Origin of the sequence: Mucilaginibacter gilvus, assembly GCF_004054195.1 — a bacterium.
Classification (GTDB): domain Bacteria; phylum Bacteroidota; class Bacteroidia; order Sphingobacteriales; family Sphingobacteriaceae; genus Mucilaginibacter; species Mucilaginibacter gilvus.
In genome coordinates, this window is record NZ_SBIW01000008.1 from 49,220 (window position 1) to 67,330 (window position 18,111).

Sequence of the window (18,111 nt, forward strand, 5' to 3'; positions counted from 1 at the left end):
GCCACAAAATAAGTTTTTTTTTATGGCTTATGGAAATTTGCTTTCCCGTGCATCCTACCTGCAAAAAACTTAAGCATTATGAAAAATATTGTATTCATCATCTTGGTGGTGGCAGCGGCCCTCACCGGTTTCCGGCAAACAGAAAACCGTATCATCACCGGTACGATAATTGGCGGCGACGATAAACTGCCTGTTATTGGGGCAACCATTAGCGCAAAAGGCACCAACATAGGCACCCAAACGGCGGTAAACGGGCAGTACAGGCTTTCCGTGCCCGAATCTGTAAAAGTTTTGATTGTGAGTTACCTTGGCTATGAAACCGTGGAGGTGAAACTGGGTACCAGTAACCTCGTAAACGTTACTCTTAAAGCCAGCAATAATTCTCTAAACGAAGTGGTAGTTACCGGCTACGGCTCCACCCGGAAAAAAGATGTTACCGGTGCTGTTAGTACTATTAGTATGGATGAGGTGAGCGTGCCAGCATACAACTCAAGCACACCATTAGCCGGCAGGGTAGCCGGCGTTGCAATTCAGGGTAACCCCGGTTCCGCGACAACAATAAGAATAAGGGGGATTGCGTCAACGCCCAATGGAACTTACGGTTATGTGGCCCCAACCCAGGCACCACCCGATGAAAGCTACAAGGGCATCACCGACAATACCTTTAACGACGCCCGGAGCACCCCGCTCTCTACCTTCTCGGTTGATGTAGACGCGGCCTCGTACAGTAACTTCCGCAGGTTTATTAACGGCGGCGAATTGCCTCCCGCAGATGCGGTGCGCATTGAGGAAATGATCAACTATTTTAAATACGACCTTGCAGGCCCAACCGGTAACTCCCCGGTTGCTATCCACACTGAACTTTCATCGGCACCATGGAATACCAGCCATCGCTTGTTGCGTATTGCTCTCAAGGCAAAAACCATCGCTACCGAAAATTTGCCTGCATCAAACCTTGTGTTTTTGATAGATGTATCGGGCTCTATGAGTTCGCCCAATAAATTGCCCCTGGTAAAAGCATCGTTAAAAATGCTGGTAGACCAGCTGCGCCCTCAGGATAAAGTAGCACTGGTGGTTTACGCCGGTAACGCAGGGTTGGTGTTGCCCTCAACCAGCGGCGATAAAAAAACCACTATAAATAACGCTATTGACAATTTGGACGCCGGCGGCTCTACCGCGGGCGGCGAGGGTATAAAATTGGCGTATAAAATTGCTACCGAGAACCTGTTAAAAAACGGCAATAACCGTATTATACTTACTACCGATGGCGATTTTAACGTTGGCGCATCCAGCGATGATGATATGGAGAAACTGATAGAGAAAGAACGCGAAAGCGGCATATTCCTATCGGTATTAGGTTATGGCATGGGCAATTATAAAGACAGCAAAATGGAAACCCTTGCCGATAAAGGCAATGGCAACTACGCGTATATAGATAACATTACCGAGGCCCGTAAAACGCTCATCAGCGAATTTGGCGGCACATTATTTACGGTTGCTAAGGATGTTAAGCTACAGGTAGAATTTAACCCGGCCAAAGTGCAAGCCTACCGCTTGCTGGGCTACGAGAACCGCATTTTAGCCAAAGAGGATTTTAATAATGATAAAAAAGACGCCGGGGATATGGGATCGGGGCATAACGTAACGGCTTTTTATGAAATTATCCCGGTAGGTGTTGTAGATGAATATATAAGCTCGGTAGACCCGCTGAAATATCAAAAGCCCGAAATTACTACACCTGTTGTTGCGGTAAGTAATGAAATGCTGACGATTAAGTTCCGTTATAAAGAGCCAACCTCGATGAAAAGCCAGTTAAGCCAGGTAACTGTTAATGATAGCCCCGCCGACTTCGAAAAAACCTCCTCTGATTTTAGATTTGCTGCCGCAGTAGCCGAAACCGGGATGGTGCTGCGCGATTCAAAATTCAAACAGAGATCCACTTTTGCCCAGGCAATCAGTATAGCCAAAGCCGCCCGCGGTGAAGATACCGAAGGTTACCGTGCCGAATTTATTCGACTGATACAAAGTGCCAGGCTGCTGGCTAAGACAGCGATGGTGAAAGATGAGGTGGAAGAATAGGCTTCTGCGCACTAATTAGAGCGCTTATATACGCCCGGGGCGAAAATATAAATTAAGTGAGAGTTAATAGCTGTCGCTTTTTTTATTTCATTATTTTTTTCGCGTCCATACAACCACAGGGTGTAATAACCCTGTTTATAAGGGTGATAATAAGCAATTTAAACAATAATAATGCCCTTAAAAATAGGGTTAATGTCCTGTTAAATACTAACTGATCCATCCGCAACTTTACATGCCAGTTTAAATTATAATAATCAATAAGAAATATATAACTATTGATTAATACACAGAAGCATCTTCGTAATAACGTCGGCTATGCAGAAAAACGACAATAAATAACAAAGTACGCAATGCGACAGGCGAAAAGCATACAGAGTAGCCGAACCTTTTACAATGATCTACCCATGTCACAACAAAACCAAAACTTATCAGCAACGCAGCTTGCCGCTATTGACCTGATGATAGCCCACATGCAGGAAAACGGCCAAACACAATTAGGCGGCGTCTGGGAGGCTATCGTCAACGCCGCACAAAACGCGGCAGGTTCTGCCTGGGTAGGGCCGCTTACCGGGGTAGGGAATTTGGACGATGCCGCTGTAGTTGCTGCTCCGGCAGCCGCAATGATGGCAACCACAGGGGTAGCAGGCCAAACCACATCAACTACCGAGGATGTAGCCGCCCTGGTAAATAAATTGAACGAAGGTGGTTTGCAGCCCCGGCTTACATTGGAAAACCTGGTTAAAATAAGGAACCAGTTTACCAAATAACTTCTTCCAGGTCGGGAAGCGCTGAAAACCGACATTAAACAATAAAGTAGGCAATGCGGCAGACGAAAAGCATATAGAGTAGTCGAACCTTTAATAAAACACTATCAAATGTCACAAAACCAAAACCTGTCAGCAGCGCAACTTGCCGCTATTGATTTGATGATCGCGCACATGCAGGAAAAAGGAGAAACCCAATTAGGGGGTTTTTGGGATTCCATTACAGACGGTATACAGGCAGCAGCCAGCGCTGTAGGTGCAGCAGCCTCGGTTATTGCAGCCACAGCCGCAACCGCTGCTAATGCAGCCGCCAATGCCGTAACCGTTGCAGCCAATGCTGTTGCAGACGCCGTTCCTGCAGCTGTAGAGGCTGTTGCAGAAGCCGCGCCGGCAGTTGCAGAAGCAATAGTTGAGGCTGCCCCGGTAGTAGCCGAAGTAGCCGCAGCCGCCCTCGCAGCACATTCCACTTCTGAAGACGTAGCGGCTCTGGTTAATACCCTCAACAAAAACGGCCTGCAGTCGCATTTATCATTAGAAAATCTTATTAAGATAAGGAACCAATACTCTAAATAAGCTTATGCAATATTTAGTCATAACAACACTTGCTATATTTACTATAGCAAGTGTTTTCTTCCAGGTAAAACGCCTGCAAAGAAGATTAAGCCGGTTTGATAAACTGGGCATCCTGCCTAACTATTCGTTTTTTGCGCCTAAACCGCTCATGAACGATTTTAGGGTGGTTTACAAAACCATAGCCGAAACCGATGGCGAATGGACAGAGATCCCGATGTATAAACCCTTTCGTTTTATGCGCCTGTGCTGGAACCCTTTTAAATACTACAACAAGGGAATGATAGATACCTGCAATTTTTTGGTGAGCGAGTTTAACGCGCTCGAAAACAAACACTTTATACAAGTTTCGGCGCATTACTTAAACATACTGATCACTATTTCGGCTTGTCTTAAAAAAGGTAGCAGGGATCCACAAAAGATCCGCTTTGCCATTGTAAGTTCAGAAGGGGCAGAAATATTGAAGATCAAGAACGTAGTATTTGCATCATACCATCAAATTATTTAACCATGAACCATCTTACCATACCCGTTGCCTATCAAATGAGCGTTGCTATCATACTGGTATCGGCGTTTATTTCCGCTACAGAGCTATTAAGCATCCCAAAATTGTACCTCAACTTTGTGCTGCCTTCAACGGCTATAAAAAACAAACGAAGAACCTGGATCATCATTCACGCCATACAGGCAAGCCTGGCCTTTTTAACCTGTATAGCATTTTTTAATGCTGCGGATATTTATTTTAAGGTTTTGTTTGTGACGTTAACGGCAGTTACCTTGTATTCGTATCGTAAAAGGCAAGCGGGCAAGGATGGGTCTGACCAAATGCGGATGCTGGCGCTATTGTCCTACAGTATTTGCTTTTTACTAAAGAACGAGCAGGGACAGCTCCTGTCGGTATTTTTTACCGGCGGGCAGGCGCTCATTTCTTACTCCACATCCGGAATGGTAAAGTTAATGTCGCCACATTGGCGGGGTGGTAATGTATTGGCAGGGGTTTTAAGCACGTATTCTTACGGAGTGCCCAAGGTTTCCAGCTTTTTAAGCGCACACCCGTTATTAGAAAAAGCCATGTGCTACTCGGCAATAGTTACTATGCTTGCCGTGCCTGTAACCTTTTTACTGCCGTACCAGGCGCCTTTATTTATCGCCTTGGTTTGCATATTTTGCTTTCACGTATCCACGGCCATATTAATGGGTTTAAACGATTTTTTGTTCACGTTCCCGCTGGCATATCCAGGCATTATTTTATTACACAGTGTAATATTTGGTATTTAAGGAATTAAAAACCGCTAAACGCTTCCAGGTATTTATCTATATAAGCCTGTTGAGATTTTGCTTTGTACTGCATTATAAAGCGGGGATGCTCCAGCGCGACGATCTCTTTAAAAAAGCGGTGCTCGTTGTTTATCTTTTTTAAAAACTTTTCATTTTGCCCGGTGCCGAAGCAAAAGCAGGTGTCGGTGTAGCAACCTAGCACTATTTGCTTTTTTATGTTTTCGATGATGAAGGGCGTTACGGTGGCGCTAAGCTCCTTGCTATCGTAATAGTTATAGTTCTTTTCCCGGCCCTTATTATCCATAATGGTAAAGCCAAGCGGGCAAAGCGAATTGACGTAGATGTCCCTGTAGAACGCCTCCGGGCCACCGTAAGCGCGTATCACGTTGTAAACATATACAGAGGATGGCTCGTGCATCATCTTTCCCTCGTAAGGGATATGGCAGTCGCTTATTAAGCGTTTTGGATCGGTAAAAGGCACACCCGTTACGCCGCCGCCAAATCTGCCGGGATTGATGCCGAGGATAAGGTGGCGTTTATTTTCGTCGCTGTAAAATTTGCGATAAAATTCAGAGGAGATGCGCATGGCCAATTCTTCCTCTTTATACGGATTCATGATCCGGACTCCCGAGGGCAATGGAGGCCCTGTGTACTCCAATTCCTGGTTAAATTGGATAACCTTTTCGGCGAATGTCATTTGTATTATTTTGTTGATGGATACTGGCCGAAAACCCTGCTCAGCATATCGTACAATTCCGGGTGTTTGGTTTGAAACTGCTCGGGTTTAGAAAAGAAATATTCTGATACCACAGCGAAGAACTCCGCCTCGTTGGTAGTGGCGTAAATATCAATGTCTGACCGGCCCTTGTTTATTTTAAAGATCTCCTGGTGCATCATTTTCACCCAAGGCTCCACATATTCATTCTCAAGGAACCCTTCCGGGATGCCGTCTGTCGCGCCATCGGCTTTATCTAACAGGTGAACAAATTCATGGATGCCTGTATTTTCCCTCCCCGAATTTTTAGAAAAATCTTTTGTTAATGCCGCGCGCGACAGGATCATCTGCCCGTTCATGTAGCCGCTGCCTACCATCCCCATAATACTGCGCCCCTCGCCTTCATTCCCCTCAAATTCAAAATCTTTATTGAAGGTATCGGGATACAAGAGCACATTGGTAACGTTGCGGTAGGTCCAGTCTTTAAAACCAAAGATGGGGATCACCGCGCTGGCGGCTATCATAATGCGGTCGGTATCGGTCAGTTCGAGGCCGACGCCTTCTATGCGAACATCATTCAGGAATTGCTCAATTTTATCTTCGAAGTATAACTTGTCGATATCTGACAGGTTATTGTAGAAACGGATGTTGGTTGTTAGGATTTGTTTTTGAGCGGGGTTAATAACCGTTTGGGTTGCTTTGTGCTTTTTGCCTTTAAACGCAAAAAACAGGAGTGCGATAAGGATAATGAAGGTTACTATCATGAGTTGTTTATTGATGATGCAGGTAAGATAGTAAATAACCTTCTATTATGGGGTTGCCGCGCCGGCGCTCTTTCTCCCGCTTGCTCCTCGCACGGGTAATAGCTCATGAATTACCGCTTTGTCAAATCAAGACCTATTACCTTTTCAAGAGACCCTGCGAAGACATGTGATTTGCAAATTCCCTAAATATACACAAGGCCCTGCGAAATATCCGAAGAGCCTTGTGTATACTGCTACTTAATCCTCCTTCACAATCCTTTTCACGGCAACATTTGCACTTTGTTTTACGGTAAGGAAGTAAATGCCGTTGCGGGGGAGGTTTATTTTTTTGCTGAAACTGCCGCCGGCGGCTTTATCGTTCCAAAGAGCTTTGCCTTCGCTGTCGGTTAGTTTAACATCAGCGCTGGTTTTGGCCTCCAGGGTAAAGCTTAATGCTGTTTTACCTGTGGAGAATTCGGGCGATAAATTCAGATCATTAATATCAAGCGCAGTTTTTTCTGTGCCGGCTATGCGTTTTGCAGTTTCTTTATTGGCATCGTTTACGCGGAAGCTTACGTTGGTGCTGATGCCGTCGTTATCGGTATTGGAGTAATTAAAAATTTGGGTGTTTTTTCGGTTGAAGTTCATCATCCGCTCGCCGCGGCCCGGGCTGTTAAACCGGAACTGCCTTTCCATAGCCATTGGCGGGCCATCGTTAAAATCAAAAGAGCGCTCATCATTAAATCTCATATTATCGCCGCCGTTATCAAATTTAAAGGCAAAGGTGCTATCAGCACCCGGCACCTTTTTAAGGCGGAAACTGAATTTCTTGCGGATGCTGTCGCCCACCCCGGCAGAAAACGGCATATCCATGCCACCATCTATGCGGCGTTCTATCACCACGTCCTGGTTTTTATCGCCTTGTATGCGCTGATTTCTCCGGATAACTATATCACGGTTGCCACCCTTATCATTGCTTTTAAAATTGATGTTGCCCATTTTATCTATCTCGCCCAGGGCATCCATGCGTTCCTGGGGCGATAGTTTTTTTATGTTTTTACCGTTGATGGTGGTATCGCCGTTCTGTATTTTTATTTCTATATCTTTTTGAGTTTGGGCCAGCACCAGTGGTGGTAAACCCAATATGGCTATTAAGCTAAGCGAGAAGATGATCTCGATGCGGGGGTGTAATAAAAGCTTCTTCATTTTATGCGGATTTAAGTTTTTGATCTATCAAAGGTATAAAACAGGTATTAATCAATATGTTAAATAGCCGCGGCGCAATTGTTAAAAATTGTTAAATGCACCCTTTATCAGGTTAATTAAAATATTTTTGCTGTAGAGATGAAGAAGAGGAGTATCAGTTTAATCATCGGTTTAATGGGGTTTGCACTTTTGGGTGTGGTGGGCATGCAATATTATTTTTTGCGCCAGTCGTACCAAATGCAGTCAGACTTGTTTAGCCGCACGGTAGATGAAGCTTTAAACAGCGTAGTTGCCAAACTGGCCAAACAGGATGCAATTACCTTTTTAAATGCCAAAACCAACGTTCGCGCTTTTACCATAAAAAATACCGCGGGAGAGGAAACCACCAAAATAAGCATCAATGGTAACAGCTTTAAAGCGTACGACTCGGTAAAGCTTAGAAAAAACCAAAGCAAGCGCGAGCGTAAGCTGGCTATACTGCGCGATAGTCTTAAACGCATGATCCTCCATAAAAAAATGGATGATGAGATATCAACCTTTACACAGCAGGGCACGCTTAACCTGCGCATAAGGATAGAGGAGTATACCGATGAATACGGTAACGTACAGGGCCGCATGATACCGGAGGTTGTTAAAACAGCCCGCCCAGTACAATCCAGGGTATATAAGTATGATACCGTGCGCGGTACCTACATCGACCCACAATTTGGTCCGCAGGTAATTACGGTAGCCAAGCTTAACCCCTTGTGGTTACAACAACAGGCGCGCCTGCAAAAAGAGAGGCAGTTTTGGCAGGTGAAAAAGATGCTGGCGGCCGATTCTTTAGCAAACATGCCGCGCAACCAAACCAAATCAAATTTGATTGCAAACCTGGCGGAGGAGTATCAAAAATCTAACGAGCCGCTGGCCAAGCGCCTTAATGGTTTCTGGATAGATTCGCTGCTACGCTTTGAGTTGCATAATCGTGGAATAACATTGCCCTTTAGCTATGAAGTTAGCACCGTTAACAGCGATTCGCTTATCTTTTCCAGCGCATTGGATAACAGCGGAAAGAAACCGGAGTTTATAGAAGCTAATACTTATCAGAAAGCCATATTCAGCACCGAAATATTGAATGACCCGGGGCGCATCAAGGTATCGTTCCCGCAAAAAAACTCGCTGATATTAAGTAATATGACGGCTACCATGGGCACCACAGGCGGCCTGCTCTTTGTGCTGGTGTTCTGCTTTGGTTATACCATATTCTCCATCCTGCAGCAAAAGAAAATTTCGGAGATGAAGATAGATTTCATCAACAACATGACGCACGAATTTAAAACCCCGGTATCAACCATTATGATAGCCAGCGAGGCTTTAAAGGATGAGGAAATTGCCGAAGATAAAACACGCGTAACCCGGCTGGCCAATATTATTTACGAAGAAAATATACGCCTTGGCAGCCATATAGAGCGGGTGCTGAACATTGCCCGCATAGAAAAGAACGACTTTAAGCTGGATAAAAAACCGGTTGATGTAAACGAAATGATAAGTATTGTGCTGGATAGCATGGCGCTTAAACTGCAGAAATGCAATGCTATCACCAGCCTGAACTTAACAGACGATAAAACCATAATTATTGGCGACGAACTGCATTTTAGCAATGTGCTGTATAATTTGATAGATAATGCTCTAAAATACAGTAATGAAGCGCCCGATATCACCATCACAACAATAAAGCGCGGCGGTTACGTTTGTATTAAAGTGGCCGATAAGGGCATTGGCATGAACCGCGACCAACAGAGCAAAATATTTGAGCAGTTTTACCGCATACCAACCGGCAACCTGCACGATGTAAGAGGCTTTGGCTTGGGGCTGAGCTATGTAAACACTATTGTAAAAAGGCTTGATGGCACCATCAGCGTAAAAAGCGAAAAGGAAAAAGGCTCGGAGTTTGAATTGAAGTTCCCCACCGCGTAGCGGTGAGTCCGGGTTCCGGGAAGTCGGGAACGTACGGGCGATGAATTAAGCATAATATACACTATAAATCTTTCGGAAATCGGTCTTTTCCGAATTCCGACTAATAAACCTTACCGCCTTCCGAACTTAAGCACATGAAAAAAATACTACTTGTTGAAGATGACCCTAACCTGGGCCTGCTGTTGCAGGATTACCTGCAGCTGAAAGGCAAGTTTGATGTGGTTTTATGTAAGGATGGGGAGGAAGGATTGCGGGCTTTTACCAAGCAAGTGTACGATCTGCTGATACTGGATGTGATGATGCCTAAAAAGGATGGTTTTACGCTGGGCAAAGAGATCCGAAAGATAAACGCAGGGGTGCCCATCATCTTCGCTACGGCTAAGGCGATGATCGAAGATAAAACCATGGCCTTTAATTTAGGCGGGGATGATTACATCACCAAGCCTTTCCGTATAGAAGAACTATTGCTGCGGATAAACGCTCTGCTTAAACGCACTGATAAAAGCGATAAAAAAGTTGCCGACGATAACCCTACCCAATTTAAACTGGGCAGCTATAAGTTTGATTATACCATGCAGCTGATCACCCGTGGCGATGCACAGCAAAAACTATCTACTAAGGAAGCCGAACTGCTTCGCCTGCTTTGCCTGCGCAAGAACGAAGTGCTTACACGCGAGGAAGCGCTGTTAAACATCTGGCATGATGATAACTACTTTAACGGCCGCAGTATGGATGTGTTTTTAAGCAAAATTCGCAAATACCTGCGCGAAGACCCGTCGGTCGAGATCATCAACGTGCATGGCAGGGGGTATAAGTTGCTTATCAATTAAGCATCGCCACCGGAGATATTCTCGCCAAAATGGATAATGTTTCCTGCGTTATCAAGGATGCTGAACTGGCGCATACCCCATTCCATATCCTTAAGCGGCCCATTGGGATGTACCACTCCCTGAACGCGAGCTTAATTTTTTTGTAGTTTTCTGATGTCCTATCAACCCAAATATCCATATCGCCGGTAGTTCTCGAATATCCATGTAAAACAACCGATAAGCCACCAATAAGCATATACCTCAGGTCGCAGATATTTAATGCATCTATAAAATCAATGAAATCTTCTTTGAATATATTTCCCATTATTTATTTCTTGACCGCATACTGAATGCTGTTCTGTCCATTTTAGAAGGTTTGTCTCCTGGGTAATTAAACGCAATACTGTTTAGATAATTGGCAATTTTCAATCTTTCCTGCCAGGTCAAGGTTTTGTAATACGAAGCATGATCTGCCGCCTCTTTTGCTGTCTGCGCCTTGAAAGCTGTCCTGTCTAATCTAGACTCGCTCATAACCCAAATATACCCCAATTAATTATTTACTTGTAACAACTTTGTTAAATCTGCCGGTTGATAATTCCCGTTTTATTTAAATAAGTTTGCTTATTGCTTAATTAACTGATTTACAATGAAATTAAAACTACTTTACACTTGTATTGCACTTACTGGCTTAACGGCCAGCGCCTTCGCGCAGGAAACCGTTGACGCTGCGTCTGTTGCGAAGATTCGCGAAGAGGGGCTCAACCACTCTAAAGTGATGGAAATTGCCTTTAACCTTACCGATGTATCCGGGCCGCGTTTGGCTGGTTCGCCGGGTTTAAAACGTGCGCAGGACTGGGCCGTTAGCCAACTGAAAGACTGGGGAATGGCCAACTCTAAACTGGAGGCCTGGGGTAAATTTGGTAAAGGCTGGGAAGTGCAGAAGAACTACGCCGCCATTACCGTGCCTTATTACCACGCTATTATTGCTATACCAAAAGCCTGGACGCCCGGCACCAACGGCGCTATAAAAGGCGATGTGGTTTTGGTAAAAGCCGATAGCCTTGCCGATCTAAATAAATACAAAGGCAACCTTGCCGGTAAAATTGTAATATTTGATACCAAACCGCTTACCGAGCGTACCTTTAAAGCAGATGCTGCCCGTTACACCGAGGAAGAATTGGATAAAATGGCGCTGGCTACTATGGCCCCACGTGGTGCCCGTAATACCGCCTTCGACCCTAACTCACCTGCAATGGCGGCAAGGCGCAAGGCGATAGCTATGCGTGCAGCTATGACCACCTTTTTTGTTGACCAGAAAGTTGGTCTGATCCTGAGCCAGGGCCGCGGTACCGATGGTACAGTATTTACTACCAATGGCGCTTCTTATGCCGATACCGCAAAAACCGTTGCCCCAGAACTGGAAACCAGCAGCGAAGATTTCCAACGTATTTTACGCCTGGTGAAAGCAGGTAAAAAAGTTGAACTGGAAGCAGATATCAAAACCGAATTTTTCACAAACGATTTGCAAGGCTACAACGTTGTTGCCGAAATACCGGGTACCGATAAAAAATTGAAAGACCAGGTTATTATGATAGGTGGTCACCTTGATTCGTGGCACGCGGGTACCGGCGCTACGGATAACGCCGCCGGCAGCGCGGTAATGATGGAAGCCATGCGCATACTAAAAGCCACAGGCTTCAAACCAAAACGCACCATTCGTATTGCTTTATGGAGCAGCGAGGAGCAGGGTTTATTTGGATCGCGTGGTTACGTGGCCGCCCATTTTGGCGACCCTAAAACCATGGCCTTAAAACCAGAGCAAGCTAAATTAGATGCCTATTACAACCTGGATAACGGTACCGGTAAAATTCGCGGTATTTATTTACAGGGCGATTCGGCTGCTGGTCCGTTGTTTAAAACATGGTTAGAGCCTTTTAAAGACCTTGGCGCTACAACCGTTACTGTCAGCAACACCGGCGGTACCGATCACCAGAGCTTTGACGCAGTTGGCCTGCCGGGCTTCCAGTTCATCCAGGATGCTATTGACTACGGTACACGTACCCACCACAGCAACCAGGATACTTACGACCGCCTGGTAGAAGACGACCTGAAACAAGCCGCTACCATCGTAGCATCGTTTGTATACAACACCAGCGAGCGCAAAGAAATGGTTCCGCGTAAACCACTACCAACAGTGGCACCACCGCCACCGCCAGCAGCGCCGGTTGCACCTGCAAAAAATTAACCCCCTAACCCCCTGAAGGGGGAATTTAAGGGAATAAAAAAGCGATTGGTATATGCCAATCGCTTTTTTTGTGGTGTTTCACTTTTAAATGTGGAACACTTATTTTTAAAATGACATTGACAGCCAGTATTTTACAGTTTTTAGTAAAACACTTTGGAACACCCCGTTGTTTAAGTGATTGCTACAGGTATCTTATTAACAATGAGTTATAAAAAAGTTCAATAAAGCCAATAATGAATAAAGCGGAACACTTTATTTGCAGGCTAAGCCGCGATTTACAACAAGGTTAAATTTTTGTTAAAGTTATGGCCTTGAGGTTGCCTTTTAAATACCAGGCTTAAACAGGTGGCTAATTGCTATAATTGCTTATATTTACCTAATGAACAGAGTACTTACCTGCATTGTGTTATTGGGCTTGTTACTTACTGCCTGCGTAAAAAACCAGGGTGATTGGCCTAAAGGAAAACCAGATAGTACCGAAGCCAAAAGCAATATTGTAGCTATTGGCGGCACATCTCAAACCGACACGGTGGGTAAAGAGCTGGTAGAATCGATTGTAGTAAAAATAAATGAGCCGGGGAGCAGGCTCAATAAATTATTTGTAAAAATATTCCAGCAAACGCTTTGTAATGGCGATTCGGTAATTGAGCGCACAATAAAGAACGGCGAAACGATAAGTTTTAAATGGAGACTAAACAGCCGCCCGGGTGTGCAAACACTCAATTTTAAGGTGCTTGACAGTGCACTAAACGTAATTGATTCGATCAAAGTGACCGCTACGGCCATCGCACCCAAGCCCGGCTGGCATGTGGCATCATGCACCATATCCGAAAATGTTGGGGTAAAGAGTTTTGCCATGCTGAGCACGGGTAGGCTCCTGGTATGTTATTCCGGTTCGATAAAGCCGCAATATAGCGACGATAATGGCGTCTCCTGGCACTCGTTTAGTTATACCGATGTAATGTATACGGATAAGGTAATTGTGAGCCCTACCGACGAAATATACCTTGCGGCAAACAATAATTCGGTATATTATTCTTCGGGCATAGGAGGGCATTGGGAGCGTATGTGGATAACATCGTGGAACACGGAATGGTGCCGCGACCTTGCATTTTTACCCGACGGCAGATTGCTATACACATCAATGGACGGCGGCATTTTTATAAGAAATAAAAAAGGAGAAAACTTTGTAGAGATTGAGGCTTCGTACCGCCCCACGGGCGTGGAACTCCGATACATGGCAGAAACAGCTGAGGGTGATATTTATTTTATCAGCCAATTTAATTTTGCTACTAAATTGGTTAAGCTCGACCATACCACCCAAAAACTTACAGATGTAACAGGTTTACCGGTTACCGATGCTACCTCGTTTTTTATGGATGATAAAGGTGTAATGTTTGCAGGGGGGTATAATAAAGCCACGGGCTTTGCCGAGCTGCACCGGTCAGATGATAAGGGTATAACCTGGAATAAAATATTCAGCTACAAATACCCAAGCATTTTTTATTATACGGCATTATATAATTTTACCAAACAGGTAGATAATAATTACTATTTTAGGGTGGGGACAGCGTATTTTAAAACAGCAGACCTTAAAACTTTTGCGCAAATAGATGTGCCTTTCAACACCTTTGCAACTCCATATATTGTTGCGAAGAATAACTATTTTATTGTAAACTCATACCCGCTTGTTTTGCAATACCTTGTACCATAAATCGGGGAGTGCGCGCAATAAGCAAAAAAGAGCGACTGGTTAACCCAATCGCTCTTTTTATTTTCGTCTTATTTCTTGCTTCCTGACTCTTTACGATGCTATCGTATGCTTATTGCATTTAATATCTAAACTCTGCACTTTGGCAACTATTGATGCGGCATCGTAACCACATTCGGCCCAAAGTTCGGGTTGTTCGCCGTGTTCTATGATTTTATCGGGGATACCGAGGCGGATCACGTTGGTGGCCTGGTAATTATTATCGGCCATAAACTCTAAAAGCGCAGTACCCATACCGCCTTCAATACAGCCATCTTCCACCGTAATTACGCAACCAAACTTGCTGAACACCTCGTGCAGCATAGTGGCATCTAAAGGTTTTACAAAGCGGAGGTCGTAATGGGCAGGGTAGTAGCCAAGGTCGTTTAACTGGGCGGTTGCTTTCACCACTTCGTTGCCAATTGCGCCGATGGATACTATGGCAACATCTTCGCCATCGCAAATTTTGCGGCCCTTGCCAACAGGGATAGCTTTGAAAGGTTTGCGCCAGTCTACCATCACCCCGTTACCGCGCGGGTAACGGATGCTGAACGGGCCCATATTTTCCAGCTGAGCGGTGTACATGAGGTTGCGCAGTTCTTCCTCGTTCATCGGGGCAGATACCGTCATGTTAGGGATGCAGCGCATAAACGCCAGATCGTAAGCGCCGTGGTGCGTTGGCCCGTCGGCACCGGCAATACCGGCACGGTCCAGGCAGAAGATCACGTTGAGGTTTTGGATGGCCACATCGTGGATCACCTGGTCGTAAGCGCGCTGCATAAAGCTGCTGTATATATTACAGAAAGGCACAAGCCCCTGCGTGGCTAATCCGGCAGAAAAAGTAACGGCGTGCTGCTCGGCAATACCCACATCAAAGGCGCGGTTTGGCATAGCCTTCATCATCAGATTGAGCGAACTGCCCGATGGCATGGCCGGGGTTATCCCCATAATTTTAGGGTTTGCCTCGGCAAGCTCTATAATGGTATGGCCAAACACATCCTGGTATTTGGGCGGTTGCGGCTTATCGTATTTTGTTTTCTTTATTTCACCGGTTATCTTATCAAAAAGGCCGGGAGCGTGCCACTTGGTTTGGTCCTTTTCGGCCAGGGCATAGCCTTTACCTTTTACGGTAATGCAATGCAGCAGCTTAGGGCCGGGGATATCGCGCAGATCCTTAAGTACTTTAACCAAATGCTCCACATCGTGGCCATCAATCGGACCGAAATAACGGAATTTAAGCGCCTCGAAGAAGTTACTGCGTTTAAGCAGGGTCCCTTTGATGCTTTTCTCCAGCTTCTTGGCTATTTTAAAAGCATCCGGGCCTATCGCGGATATCTTGGTTAAAATGGTTGCTATATCGTCTCTAAACCTATTGTATGGCTTGGAGGTGGTAATATCTGTCAAGTATTCTTTCAGCGCGCCCACGTTAGGGTCTATCGACATGTTATTGTCGTTCAGGATCACCAGCAGGTTGCTGTTTTCTATACCGGCGTGGTTAAGGGCCTCAAAAGCAAGCCCTGCGGTCATGGCGCCATCGCCTATTACGGCTACGTGCTGCCTGTCGGTCTCGCCCTTGTATTGCGATGCCACGGCCATACCCAGCGCTGCCGAAATGGAGGTAGAGGAGTGGCCAACGCCAAAAGTGTCGTAAATGCTTTCACTGCGTTTTGGGAAGCCGCTGATGCCGTTATGAATGCGGTTGGTGTGAAACTGGTCGCGACGACCGGTAAGTATTTTGTGGCCGTATGCCTGGTGGCCAACATCCCAAACCAGTTGGTCGTATGGGGTGTTCAGTACGTATTGTAAGGCTACCGTTAGCTCAACCGTACCCAGGCTGGCAGCAAAGTGGCCGCCGTTTACCGATACCACATCGATAATATACTGGCGCAGTTCGTTGCATACCTGTTTCAGTTCTTCTTCCTTAAATTGCTTTAAATCAGACGGATCAACAATCCTTTTTAACAAATCACCGGCGGGTACCTGCATGGACATTCTTTAGAAGTATTTAACTTACAAAGTAAGCTATATTATGTGATAATTTTAGAATGGTATAAAGGTAATTATTGTTTTGCAAATAACATTTATAATTGTTTACCGGGTTTTAACTGTATTTTTGAATTTATGCTGGATAACGACTTCGCGATTAAACTGCCCCAGTTTGAGGGCCCGTTCGACCTGCTGCTGTTTTTTATAGAGCGCGACGAGCTGGACATTCACGATATCCCCATCGCCAAAATTACCGACGATTTCCTGCATTACATTCACCAGATGACCGTGCTAAACATGGAGCTGGCCAGCGAATTTATTTTTGTGGCGGCCACGCTGATGCGTATTAAGGCCAAAATGCTGTTGCCCCGCTATAACACCGGCGAGGAAGAGAACGAGATGGATACCAAAGAAGGGCTGATCCGGAAGCTGATCGAATACAAAAAATTCAAGGAGCTTTGCGAGGAGATCCGCCCCTGGGAGGACGAACGCTTTAAACAGGAAAAACGCGGCAACATCAAACTGGACCTGGAGCAGGTTGAGAAAGTAGTAGTCCCCGGCGAAGAACTCTCCGAAATAAACCTGTATAAGCTGATGGTGGTGTACAACCGGGTAATGAAGCAATTTTTAACCCGCACCGAAACTGTTACCCACACTGTGGTGCAGTACCCCTACACCATAGAAAAACAAAAGCAAGCCATCCAAAACCTATTGCAGATAAACAAAAAGCTCGATTTTAAACACATTGCCGGTAACAGCGAAAACAAGGTGCACTTTGTATACAACTTTTTAGCCGTGCTGGAAATGCTGCAACAGGAGATGATAGATATCCAGATAGGGCTTGGCTTTAATAACTTTTGGATAGCGCCGAAAGGGCAGATGTGAGGATGATGTGCAAATTTCAGATATGCAGATGAGTGTGTCATGGTGAACTCGTCGAATCGTTTTAACTGCTGCCGCAAGCGTCCCCGGCTTGTGGCCCGCATGCAAGGTAATGATTATGCGAAATCGCGATAAAAGTGTTAAATTACCATCCTAAAGCCTTGCCATGATAAAGAGCATCAAATACCTATTAATATTCGCAGTACTGGCATTAATGCTGCAATCCTGTGCTAAAGTCGCCGGTGTTATTAACGAAGATGACAAGAACCTTGTTTTGGATGAGGCAGCGGCTGTAGAACTGCCGGAGGTAAGCATCCCCTTGGTGAAAACCATAACAACAAAACAGGCTGAGATTGTAAACGGGCAGGAGTTTTATAGCCTGTTGGTGGAGCGTTTTAAATACGACAGCAAAAACAGGGTTACCTCGTACGATTATAACAACGGCAACTGGGTATACGAGTACACTTACGATGTTGCTAACCGTGTAACCGGCGTTGCAGAGGATGCGGGCAACTACTTAGTAACCTATAAATACATTTACTATAAAGACCGGATAGTGGCCACATCTAACCGCGATGGTTACAGTATTTTCTTCGACGAAAAAAGGCGGCTCGGCAAGATCATGCCTTATGGCTCCCCATCATCAACCCAATATTTGTACGATGGACGAGGCAACATGACCGGAAAAGCGTATGTGTTAAGTAGCGAAACCCCGCCGTATGGTACGCACACCTTCGATGATAAAAAGAACCCCTTTAGCCGTGTGGCCGGTTATAACCTGCATTTTAACTACCTGGCTACCGTAAACCTGAAACACGAAGTACTTGGCAACATAAACAACCCCTTGTTTGCGGATAATAGTACAGGTGTGAGCATCGGTACCCGTACCTACACCTATAATGCGGGCGGCTATCCCCTAACCTCGAAAACGATTTATAACGATGGAAAGCATGTCGATTATGAAACGTACGAGTACACGCAGTAAACAGTGTTTGGTATATGTGGGGATATTAATAAACTTAGGCCCCACTGCCGCTTGCGGTAGCGTATAAAACTCCAAGTCCACCTAACGTACATCCAACCCACCCCGTTTTCCAACTCATTTAATATAATCACGCCCTTTTTATC

16 protein-coding genes are annotated in these 18,111 nt (G+C 45.3%); 11 read left to right on the forward strand and 5 right to left on the reverse strand.

Translation table 11 applies throughout. From position 1 onward, the window contains the following. The first annotated feature begins 78 nt into the window (after positions 1 to 78). The 5 genes from EPL05_RS17030 (at position 79) to EPL05_RS17050 (ending at position 4,691) form a co-directional block, all read left to right on the forward strand. On the forward strand, positions 79 to 2,079 hold the full coding sequence (locus EPL05_RS17030; protein WP_128535195.1) for a vWA domain-containing protein: 2,001 nt from the start codon (positions 79 to 81) through the stop codon (positions 2,077 to 2,079). A 404-nt stretch (positions 2,080 to 2,483) separates the two neighbouring features. Beyond that, on the forward strand, positions 2,484 to 2,846 hold the full coding sequence (locus EPL05_RS17035; protein WP_128535196.1) for a hypothetical protein: 363 nt from the start codon (positions 2,484 to 2,486) through the stop codon (positions 2,844 to 2,846). A gap of 108 nt (positions 2,847 to 2,954) precedes the next feature. Next, positions 2,955 to 3,416: a hypothetical protein gene (locus EPL05_RS17040; RefSeq protein ID WP_128535197.1), complete on the forward strand. Its 462-nt coding sequence runs from the start codon at positions 2,955 to 2,957 to the stop codon at positions 3,414 to 3,416. 4 nt (positions 3,417 to 3,420) lie between these two features. Beyond that, complete coding sequence (locus EPL05_RS17045; RefSeq protein ID WP_128535198.1) at positions 3,421 to 3,921, forward strand: hypothetical protein; 501 nt, start codon at positions 3,421 to 3,423, stop codon at positions 3,919 to 3,921. Positions 3,922 to 3,923: 2 nt separating this feature from the next. After that, positions 3,924 to 4,691 carry a hypothetical protein gene (locus tag EPL05_RS17050; RefSeq protein WP_128535199.1) on the forward strand — a complete coding sequence of 256 codons (768 nt, stop codon included), beginning with the start codon at positions 3,924 to 3,926 and terminating at the stop codon, positions 4,689 to 4,691. 4 nt (positions 4,692 to 4,695) lie between these two features. On the opposite strand, the gene EPL05_RS17055 is transcribed toward EPL05_RS17050, so the two are convergent. The 3 genes from EPL05_RS17055 to EPL05_RS17065 form a co-directional block, all read right to left on the reverse strand. Then, positions 4,696 to 5,388, reverse strand: coding sequence for a uracil-DNA glycosylase family protein (locus EPL05_RS17055; protein WP_128535200.1), 693 nt, complete (start codon positions 5,386 to 5,388; stop codon positions 4,696 to 4,698). A gap of 5 nt (positions 5,389 to 5,393) precedes the next feature. Next, complete coding sequence (locus EPL05_RS17060) at positions 5,394 to 6,170, reverse strand: M90 family metallopeptidase (RefSeq protein WP_128535201.1); 777 nt, start codon at positions 6,168 to 6,170, stop codon at positions 5,394 to 5,396. Positions 6,171 to 6,407: 237 nt separating this feature from the next. After that, on the reverse strand, positions 6,408 to 7,355 hold the full coding sequence (locus tag EPL05_RS17065) for a T9SS type A sorting domain-containing protein (RefSeq protein WP_128535202.1): 948 nt from the start codon (positions 7,353 to 7,355) through the stop codon (positions 6,408 to 6,410). A 138-nt stretch (positions 7,356 to 7,493) separates the two neighbouring features. Here EPL05_RS17065 and EPL05_RS17070 point away from each other — a divergent pair, with 138 nt between their 5' ends. After that, the gene (locus EPL05_RS17070) at positions 7,494 to 9,311 is read left to right on the forward strand and encodes a sensor histidine kinase (RefSeq protein ID WP_128535203.1); all 1,818 of its coding nucleotides are present in this window, start codon (positions 7,494 to 7,496) and stop codon (positions 9,309 to 9,311) included. Positions 9,312 to 9,445: 134 nt separating this feature from the next. Beyond that, on the forward strand, positions 9,446 to 10,141 hold the full coding sequence (locus EPL05_RS17075; protein WP_128535204.1) for a response regulator transcription factor: 696 nt from the start codon (positions 9,446 to 9,448) through the stop codon (positions 10,139 to 10,141). Here EPL05_RS17075 and EPL05_RS17080 read toward each other — a convergent pair. Next, on the reverse strand, positions 10,134 to 10,445 hold the full coding sequence (locus EPL05_RS17080; protein WP_128535205.1) for a hypothetical protein: 312 nt from the start codon (positions 10,443 to 10,445) through the stop codon (positions 10,134 to 10,136). The genes EPL05_RS17075 and EPL05_RS17080 overlap by 8 nt on opposite strands. Before the next feature lie 321 nt (positions 10,446 to 10,766). On the opposite strand from EPL05_RS17080, the gene EPL05_RS17090 reads away from it, so the two are divergent. Further along, the gene (locus EPL05_RS17090; protein ID WP_128535207.1) at positions 10,767 to 12,365 is read left to right on the forward strand and encodes a M28 family metallopeptidase; all 1,599 of its coding nucleotides are present in this window, start codon (positions 10,767 to 10,769) and stop codon (positions 12,363 to 12,365) included. Between the two features lie 379 nt (positions 12,366 to 12,744). Further along, positions 12,745 to 14,079 carry a ligand-binding sensor domain-containing protein gene (locus EPL05_RS17095; protein WP_128535208.1) on the forward strand — a complete coding sequence of 445 codons (1,335 nt, stop codon included), beginning with the start codon at positions 12,745 to 12,747 and terminating at the stop codon, positions 14,077 to 14,079. 90 nt (positions 14,080 to 14,169) lie between these two features. Here the strand turns inward: EPL05_RS17095 and dxs are convergent, their stop codons facing one another. Beyond that, positions 14,170 to 16,101 carry a 1-deoxy-D-xylulose-5-phosphate synthase gene (gene dxs / locus EPL05_RS17100; RefSeq protein WP_128535581.1) on the reverse strand — a complete coding sequence of 644 codons (1,932 nt, stop codon included), beginning with the start codon at positions 16,099 to 16,101 and terminating at the stop codon, positions 14,170 to 14,172. A 135-nt stretch (positions 16,102 to 16,236) separates the two neighbouring features. On the opposite strand from dxs, the gene EPL05_RS17105 reads away from it, so the two are divergent. Continuing rightward, positions 16,237 to 16,986, forward strand: a complete 750-nt coding sequence (locus EPL05_RS17105; RefSeq protein ID WP_128535209.1) for a segregation and condensation protein A — start codon at positions 16,237 to 16,239, stop codon at positions 16,984 to 16,986. Between the two features lie 163 nt (positions 16,987 to 17,149). Beyond that, complete coding sequence (locus tag EPL05_RS17110; RefSeq protein ID WP_128535210.1) at positions 17,150 to 17,968, forward strand: RHS repeat domain-containing protein; 819 nt, start codon at positions 17,150 to 17,152, stop codon at positions 17,966 to 17,968. The last annotated feature ends 143 nt before the right edge of the window (positions 17,969 to 18,111 follow it).

Coding starts and splice junctions, on each gene's coding strand:
- EPL05_RS17045 (WP_128535198.1), top strand. CDS start 3,421: ATGCAATATTTAGTCATAACAACACTTGCTATATTTACTATAGCAAGT.
- EPL05_RS17035 (WP_128535196.1), top strand. CDS start 2,484: ATGTCACAACAAAACCAAAACTTATCAGCAACGCAGCTTGCCGCTATT.
- EPL05_RS17110 (WP_128535210.1), top strand. CDS start 17,150: ATGATAAAGAGCATCAAATACCTATTAATATTCGCAGTACTGGCATTA.
- EPL05_RS17055 (WP_128535200.1), bottom strand. CDS start 5,388: ATGACATTCGCCGAAAAGGTTATCCAATTTAACCAGGAATTGGAGTAC.
- EPL05_RS17070 (WP_128535203.1), top strand. CDS start 7,494: ATGAAGAAGAGGAGTATCAGTTTAATCATCGGTTTAATGGGGTTTGCA.
- EPL05_RS17040 (WP_128535197.1), top strand. CDS start 2,955: ATGTCACAAAACCAAAACCTGTCAGCAGCGCAACTTGCCGCTATTGAT.
- EPL05_RS17050 (WP_128535199.1), top strand. CDS start 3,924: ATGAACCATCTTACCATACCCGTTGCCTATCAAATGAGCGTTGCTATC.
- EPL05_RS17065 (WP_128535202.1), bottom strand. CDS start 7,355: ATGAAGAAGCTTTTATTACACCCCCGCATCGAGATCATCTTCTCGCTT.
- EPL05_RS17090 (WP_128535207.1), top strand. CDS start 10,767: ATGAAATTAAAACTACTTTACACTTGTATTGCACTTACTGGCTTAACG.
- EPL05_RS17095 (WP_128535208.1), top strand. CDS start 12,745: ATGAACAGAGTACTTACCTGCATTGTGTTATTGGGCTTGTTACTTACT.
- EPL05_RS17060 (WP_128535201.1), bottom strand. CDS start 6,170: ATGATAGTAACCTTCATTATCCTTATCGCACTCCTGTTTTTTGCGTTT.
- EPL05_RS17105 (WP_128535209.1), top strand. CDS start 16,237: ATGCTGGATAACGACTTCGCGATTAAACTGCCCCAGTTTGAGGGCCCG.
- EPL05_RS17075 (WP_128535204.1), top strand. CDS start 9,446: ATGAAAAAAATACTACTTGTTGAAGATGACCCTAACCTGGGCCTGCTG.
- EPL05_RS17080 (WP_128535205.1), bottom strand. CDS start 10,445: ATGGGAAATATATTCAAAGAAGATTTCATTGATTTTATAGATGCATTA.
- dxs (WP_128535581.1), bottom strand. CDS start 16,101: ATGCAGGTACCCGCCGGTGATTTGTTAAAAAGGATTGTTGATCCGTCT.
- EPL05_RS17030 (WP_128535195.1), top strand. CDS start 79: ATGAAAAATATTGTATTCATCATCTTGGTGGTGGCAGCGGCCCTCACC.